Annotated in this window: 3 protein-coding genes and 1 pseudogene; 1 reads left to right on the top strand and 3 read right to left on the bottom strand. The window is 68.9% G+C overall.

The features are described from left to right. Positions 1-331, top strand: a pseudogene (locus RMO04_RS11545) (chromosome partitioning protein ParB); the annotation flags it as partial. A gap of 139 nt (positions 332-470) precedes the next feature. Here the strand turns inward: RMO04_RS11545 and holA are convergent. From holA to leuS, 3 genes are all read right to left on the bottom strand, one after another. Continuing rightward, entirely contained in the window at positions 471-1,523 is a 1,053-nt protein-coding gene (holA, locus tag RMO04_RS11540) for a DNA polymerase III subunit delta (protein WP_309644932.1), read from the bottom strand. 12 nt (positions 1,524-1,535) lie between these two features. Continuing rightward, positions 1,536-2,036: an LPS assembly lipoprotein LptE gene (gene lptE / locus RMO04_RS11535; protein ID WP_309644931.1), complete on the bottom strand. Its 501-nt coding sequence runs from the start codon at positions 2,034-2,036 to the stop codon at positions 1,536-1,538. A gap of 7 nt (positions 2,037-2,043) precedes the next feature. After that, positions 2,044-4,496 (bottom strand): leucine--tRNA ligase (gene leuS / locus RMO04_RS11530; protein WP_309644930.1); only part of this gene is annotated, 2,453 nt, incomplete at its 5' end.

The following is a 4,496-nucleotide window of genomic DNA, read 5'->3' as shown; positions in this document are numbered from 1 at the left end:
GGTGATGGAGGGCAAGCTGAGCGCCGGTCACGCCCGGGCGATCCTAAGCGCGGGCGATCCCCTGACCCTGGCGCACAACATCATCGCGCGGGGCCTTTCGGTCCGCGACACCGAGGCCCTGGTCCGCAAGGCGCCGACCGGCGTCAAGGCGGCGACGCCGCGCAAGGCCGGCAAGGACACCGACACCTTGGCCTTGGAGAACGACCTCGCCGACATCCTGGGTCTCCAGGTCGAGGTGGTCGATCGGGGCGGGGCGGGGGAGCTCAGGATCAAGTACGCGACCCTGGAGCAGCTCGACGAGCTCTGCCGTCGGCTCAGCTCACGAGGCTGATTTTCGGTGCTCGCTAAGTCATTGATTTAGCAGGGCGCGTTTTCGGAATTCGATCTGTCGCGAAACGACCGTGCACGAGTACGGACGGTCGGTCGGCTGTGCGCGTCAGGTCGAATTTTTGCGACGGCGGTTTTGCTGCCTAGAGCCCCAGCCGTCGCGCGCGTCCGGCCACGGTCAGCGCCAGCCGCTCAGCGATGAGCCCATCGGGCGAGCCGGCGGTCTTGCAGGCCTTGTCCGCGGCGAGGACCTCGGGCTGGAGGCGGTCGAGGTCGTCGAGGGTCCAGGACCGGGCCTGACGCAGGAACTCGCGCTCCTGCTTCCAGAACACGCCGCTGGCCTTGGCGGCCTCCTGCAGGCCTGCGCCGTTCTTGGCCAGGGTGAGGGTCCGGCGCATGCGGCCCAGATACATGCCGATGGCGCGGACCGCGGCGGGTCCGGCCTCGCCCTCAGAGGCCGCGCGGCGCAGGCCCGCCTGGGCGTCGGCCAGCCGGCCCCCGAAGGCGTCCGCGGCGGCGTCGGAGAGGGACGCCTCGGGCTCCACGCCCAGAAAGTCTTCCAGGTCCTTTGGCGAGGCGGTGCGGCCGCTGCCGGGCTCGAGATAGAGGGCGAGACGCTCGATCTCCTGGCGCGCGACGCCGCGTTCCTTCGGCATGCGGCTGACGAAAAGCTGCAGGGCCTGGGCGTCGAGGCCGACGCTGTCCTTCGCCAGGGTCTCGCGGACAAGCCGCGCCACGTCGCCGGGCTCGTCTTCGTAGCAGGGGATCACCGCCGCGCCGGCCGCCTTCTCGGCGGCCTTGCGAACGGCCGAGTCACGGCCCAAGGCGCCGGCCTCGATCAGGAAGAAGGCGTCTGGATTGAGCTTGCCCTCCGCGTGGGCGACCAGGGCCTCCGCCACCTGCTTGTCCAGGCTGGCTTTCTCGGTGGCGAACTTCAGTCTCACCAGCCGGCGGCCGCCCATCAGCGACTGGGACGCCAGCTCGTTCTCCAGGCGGGCGCCGTCGCCGTCGAGGTCCCCATCGGTGAGCAGGGCCACATTGAAGGGATCGTCGGGCGGTTCGGCGATCTTGCCGGCCAATTCCTTGGCCCTGTCACGGACCACCCCGATATCGCGGCCGTAGATCAGCGCCACGCGGATCTGCGGGTCCGGCTTGGCGAGGAACCGCTCGATATCCGGCCGCTTGGCGAGGATCACGACTGGAGCGCCCTAGGACTTGCCGGCCTGGGTGGCGAGCCATGCGGCCAGTTCGAGTTCGATCTTGCGGGCGGCCTCGCCGGCGGCGCGGTCCTGGGCGTCCTGCTGGGCCGAAATCGAGGCGTAGGGCTGGTCGGCGCTGTCATAGGTCACCTCGACCCGCGCGCTGCCGGACTTGACCGGCGAACCCGAGGGCAGGGCCGAGAGGGTATAGGCCGCGATCAGCACATACTCGTAGCGGGTGGCGACATTGTCGACCCGGACCCCGCGCGGGTAACGGGTCTCCGACAGCCGCAGGTCCATGCGGTAGCGGGGGGCGGCGCCCTTGTCGCGGGCGAGCGCGTCGTCCAGGTGCTCGCGGATGAGCTGCCCCGTTCGGCCCGGCGGGGTGGTCACCTGGATGGCCGTGAGCTGGGCGGTCACGCCCGGCGCGCCGTAGAGGGGCGTGAAGCCGCACCCGGCCAGGCCGAGGCCGGCGGACAGCAGGGCGGCGGCGAAGACGAGGCGGTTCATGTCTGGCTTACCCGGCCACGATGTTGACGATGCGATCCTTGACCACGATGACCTTGCGGATCGTGAGACCCTCTAGGCGCCGCGCGATCTCCGGATCGTCAAGCACGATCTTCTCCACATCGGCCGGTTCGGCCCCCGCGGCCACGGAAATCTCGCCACGACGCTTGCCGTTGACCTGGACGGGCAGGATGCGCACGGCGTCCTGGGTGAGCGCCGGGTCGAAGTCCGGCCAGGGCGCGGACACCACCATGCCCTCGCCGCCGATCCGCGCCCAGGCTTCCTCGGCCAGGTGGGGCGTGAAGGGTGAGATCAGGCGCGCGAAGGCCGAGAGCGCCTCGTGTCGCGCCGCCAGCACGGGCGCGGTCGCGCCCTCGGCTGGGAATTCCTTGAGTTTGTTCAGGAATTCGTACATCCGCGCGATTCCGGAGTTGAAGCGGAAGCTCTCGACGGCGTCGGTTACCCCCTTGATGGTCCGGTGGGTGAAGGCGCGCAATTCGTCGGCCTTCGGGTCGGCGCTCGCGGCCGGCGCGGGGCCGGGCGGCTGGCTGTCGAACTCGTTCCAGACCCGGTTCACGAAGCGCCAGGCGCCCTCGACGCCGGAGGCCGACCATTGGGTGTCGCGCTCCGGCGGGCTGTCGGACAGCACGAACAGGCGCGCGGCGTCGACGCCGTAGACATCGAAGATCTCGTCGGGGGTGACGGTGTTCTTCTTCGACTTGGCCATCTTCTCGACGTCGCCGATGACGATCTGTTCGCCGGTCTCGATCAGCACGCCGCGTCGGTTGTTTCCGTCGGCGGTGATCTCGACGCTGCGCGGCTCGATCCATTCGCCGTTCTGTCGGCGATAGGTCTCGTGTGTGACCATGCCCTGGGTGAACAGGCCGGCGAACGGTTCGCGTACGGACAACACCCCCTGATCGGCCAGGGCCTTGGTGACGAAGCGGGCGTAGAGCAGGTGCAGGACCGCGTGCTCGATGCCGCCAACATACTGGTCGACGGGCAGCCAGTAGTCGGCGGCGGCCTTGTCGATAGGGGCGTCGGCGGCGGTGTCGGTGAACCGCGCGAAGTACCAGGACGAGTCCACGAAGGTGTCCAGGGTGTCGGTCTCACGCGTCGCCGCCCCGCCGCAGTCCGGGCAGGTCGTGTCCTTCCAGGTGGGGTGGCGGGCCAGGGCGTTGCCCGGCTTGGAGAAGTCCATGTCGTCGGGCAGCTTCACCGGCAGGGCGCTCTTGGGCAGGGCCACGACGCCGCACTTGGCGCAGTGCACCACCGGGATCGGGCAGCCCCATCCGCGCTGGCGGGCCACGCCCCAGTCACGCAGACGGAAGACCGTCGCGCCTTCGCCCTGGCCCTGGCTTTCCAGCCGCTCGATGGCCGCCAGCTTGGCGGGCTCGATTTCCAGGCCATTCAGGAACTGCGAATTGAAGATCGTCCCAGGGCCGACATAGGCCTCCGCCGACACGGTGAACGCAGCGGGATCCTCGCCCGGCGGCAGGACCACCGGCTTCACCGGCAGCTTATATTTGTTCGCGAAATCAAGGTCGCGCTGGTCATGGGCCGGACAGCCGAAGATCGCGCCCGTGCCGTAGTCCATCAGGATGAAGTTGGCGATCCAGACCGGCAGCTTCCAGTCGGGATCGAAGGGATGGGTGACGGTCAGGCCGGTGTCGAAGCCGATCTTCTCGGCCGTTTCGATCTCGGCCTCGGAGGCGCCGCCCTTGCGGCATTCGGCGATGAAGGCCGCGACCCTGGGGTCGGAAGCCAATTGCTCCGCCAACGGATGATCGGGTGCGATCCCCACGAAACTGGCGCCGTAGAGCGTGTCTGGACGGGTGGTGTAGACAGGCAGGCCGGCCTCATGGCCCGCCGGCGCCGCGCCCGAGAACTGGAACGAGAACCGCGCGCCCTTGGAGCGCCCGATCCAGTTTTCCTGCATCAGCCGGACCTTGTCGGGCCAGCGATCCAGGGTCGACAGATCGTCCAGCAACTGGTCGGCATAGTCGGTGATGCGCAGGAACCACTGGTTCAGCTTGCGCTTCTCGACCACCGCGCCCGATCGCCAGCCGCGGCCGTCGACCACCTGCTCGATGGCCAGCACGGTCTGGTCGACCGGGTCCCAGTTGACGGTGCTTTCGCGGCGATAGACTAGGCCGGTCTTCATCAGGTCCAGGAACCAGGCCTGCTGCTTGCCATAGTATTCGACGTCGCAAGTGGCGAACTCGCGGGACCAGTCGATGCTGAGCCCCAACTCCTTCAGCTCGGAGCGCATGCGGGCGATGTTGTCGTAGGTCCAGCCGCGGGGATCCACGCCGCGCTCCATGGCCGCGTTCTCCGCGGGCAGACCGAAGGCGTCCCAGCCCATCGGGTGCAGGACATTGAAGCCCCGCGCGCGCTTGAACCGCGCCACCACGTCGCCCAGCGAGTAGTTGCGCACGTGGCCCATGTGCAGGCGCCCCGACG

The organism is Phenylobacterium sp. (genome assembly GCF_031412415.1).
GTDB lineage: Bacteria > Pseudomonadota > Alphaproteobacteria > Caulobacterales > Caulobacteraceae > Phenylobacterium.
This window is presented reverse-complemented; position numbering and strand designations above follow the sequence as displayed.